Here is a 2,586-nt window from a genome sequence, read left to right as displayed (position 1 = left end):
TAACGTAGGGCCTGACAGCTTTGGCTTTGACCCCGCGCTTAAACCTTATCCCTATGATCCGGTAAAGGCCAAAAAGCTGCTCGCAGAAGCGGGATACCCGAACGGCTTCAGTTCTGAAATTTTGACGCCGCTGGGCCGCTACTTGAAGGGCAAAGAGGTTTCCGAAGCATTGGTCCAGATGCTGGGGAAAGTAGGGATCAAGACAAAGCTGACGGTCGCCGAATACGGCGTGGTCGTCACCAAGATGCGGGCCCGCTGGAAGCCCAAGGTGAAATCTTTCCTTCGGATGGCCTGCCGGATGGATTCGAATCTTCACTCCGAGCACATGTATTCGGGAACGATTCATAGCCGTTCCACCTGGGGTGGTTACCGCGAAAAGTGGATGGATAAGCTCATCGACGCCGCTCGCTCGGAGCCCGATGACGCCAAGCGGCTCAAAATGTATCAGGATGTAAATGGTGTTATTCGAGAGGAAGCGGTACTCGGTTTCCTTTACCAACAGTATCAAATTGTCGCTAAAAACAAGAAGGTGGATTTCAAGCCTCGCGTCAACGGATTTGTGTTGGCATTTGAAATGGGCCTGAAATAGCACGGAAATTTGGAATATAGCGGTCCATTTATGTCCGGGTGGCCATCGTGCCACCCGGACATGATGGGTTGAAAAGAGAGTGATAAACTTGAACCGGCAAAAAATTTAGGAGCGGGAATGACAGGTTTTATTCTTCGGCGGTTTTTTCAGGCTCTTGTGCTGATTAAGTGCGTCCTCGTTTTTGTGTTCCTTATGCTTCATCTCACTGGAGATCCTCTCTCGGTGATGCTTCCAGAGGATGCTTCCCAAGAAGACGAAGCACTTTTGCGCAAGCAAATGGGTTTCGACAAACCTTTGGTGACCCAGTATGGAATTTTTTTCGGAAAAGTTTTACAGGGAAGTTTTGGTAATTCTTTTGAAACGGAAGAACCGGCTTTGGAATTGGTTCTTAGTCATATGCCCGCTACATTCGAACTTGCCGCCACGGCGTTTATCATATCGATTATTGTTGGCCTGCCTCTTGGGTGTTTTGCGGCTTTGAAGGAAAACTCTTTACTAGATCGATTCTGTATGATTGGCGCTGTATTGGGGCAGGCCTTGCCGGGCTTTTGGCTGGGGTTGATGTTGATATTGCTGTTTGCGGTCAATCTCCGCCTTTTGCCCTCCTTTGGCCACGGCACCTGGATCCATTTGATTCTGCCTGGAATTGCGGCCTCGGTTTTTCATACGGCGAGGCTGGCTCGTTTGATGCGCTCCGAGATGCTCGAAGTGCTTAGGGCTGATTATATAATGACCGCCCGCTCGAAGGGATTGATCGAAAGAGTTGTTTTGTTCCGTCACGCTATGAAGAATTCTGCAATTCCCATCGTGACTGTTCTGGGGCTGGATTTGGCTTTGACACTTGGCGGCACTGTCATCATTGAGACGGTGTTTGCTTGGCCGGGAGTAGGGAGGCTCACCGTCGAGGCTATACATACTCGTGATTTTCCCATTGTCCAGGCGGCGGTGTTCGTGCTGGCCTCTATTTTCGTTCTGATTAATTTGTTGGTGGACATTCTCTACACTTACCTCGATCCGCGGATTAAATACTCATGATTAAAGACCTAACAGAACCAGAAGATTTGATCCTCTCTACGGAGAGATGGGAAGAAGATCTGCCACCGGAAAGACATTGGCTGGTAAAGCTCAGAAGTTCTCTTTGGCAGCAGAAACCCGCTCTGGTGGGAGTTTTGATACTGCTCTTCGTGGCGCTACTTGCCCTACTAGCCCCTTTAGTTGCGCCGTTTGACCCTGATGAGCAATCGTTTGCAAGGGCTTTAAAGCCACCTCTTACGGTGATTGATGGAAATCTTTTATTAATGGGCACCGATCATCTGGGGCGAGATCTATTTAGCCGGGTTGTCTATGGCTCTCGTATATCTATCGTCGTTGGTGTTTTTGCAGTTTTATTTTCGGGAGGTATCGGCCTTACGGTTGGGCTTATCTCGGGTTATTTCGGGGGCAAGGTGGATTATTTTTTGATGAGGGTGGCGGATTTCGTTATCTCGTTTCCCTTTATATTGTTGGCCCTGGCGATGATTTCTATTCTCGGCTCCAGCCTGTGGCTGATCATTCTGGTTATGTCCATACGTCTATGGGTTATTTACGCACGTGTGGTTCGCGGAAATGTACTTTCATTAAAAGAGACGGAATTTGTTATTGCGGCTAGAGCCGTAGGTGGAAGTCAGTTCCGGATTATTTTTAGGCACTTAATGCCCAACGTGCTTCCGCCTGTCATCATCATTGCCTCGCTTTATCTGGGCCGGATGATCATTATTGAGGCTGGTTTGAGTTTTCTGGGGCTAGGTGTGCCGCCTCCCACGCCGACCTGGGGCGGGCTACTAGCTGAGGGGCGCTCCTACCTATATGTGTCATGGTGGATTGTGACATTTCCCGGTCTCGCTATTACGATTACTGTTCTCGGGACAAACTTGGTTGGCGACTGGCTTCGTGATGTTTTGGATCCCCGTCTAAGGGCACGGTAAATAAGAATCTTACCCATCTTGCGTTTATAGTTG

At 49.1% G+C, this 2,586-nt stretch carries 3 protein-coding genes; all 3 read left to right on the top strand.

Annotated elements, in window-relative coordinates; all coding sequences use genetic code 11:
- Positions 1-589 (top strand): hypothetical protein (locus HOJ95_09355; protein MBT6394899.1); only part of this gene is annotated, 589 nt, incomplete at its 5' end.
- 117 nt (positions 590-706) lie between these two features.
- Positions 707-1,624, top strand: coding sequence for an ABC transporter permease (locus tag HOJ95_09350; GenBank protein MBT6394898.1), 918 nt, complete (start codon positions 707-709; stop codon positions 1,622-1,624).
- On the top strand, positions 1,621-2,553 hold the full coding sequence (locus tag HOJ95_09345) for an ABC transporter permease (GenBank protein MBT6394897.1): 933 nt from the start codon (positions 1,621-1,623) through the stop codon (positions 2,551-2,553). Before HOJ95_09350 ends, HOJ95_09345 begins: the two co-directional genes overlap by 4 nt.
- Positions 2,554-2,586 lie beyond the last annotated feature (33 nt).

The sequence above is a fragment of the Nitrospinaceae bacterium genome (assembly GCA_018669005.1).
Taxonomy (GTDB): Bacteria; UBA8248; UBA8248; order UBA8248; family UBA8248; genus UBA8248.
This window is presented reverse-complemented; position numbering and strand designations above follow the sequence as displayed.

Coding starts and splice junctions, on each gene's coding strand:
- HOJ95_09350 (MBT6394898.1), top strand. CDS start 707: ATGACAGGTTTTATTCTTCGGCGGTTTTTTCAGGCTCTTGTGCTGATT.
- HOJ95_09345 (MBT6394897.1), top strand. CDS start 1,621: ATGATTAAAGACCTAACAGAACCAGAAGATTTGATCCTCTCTACGGAG.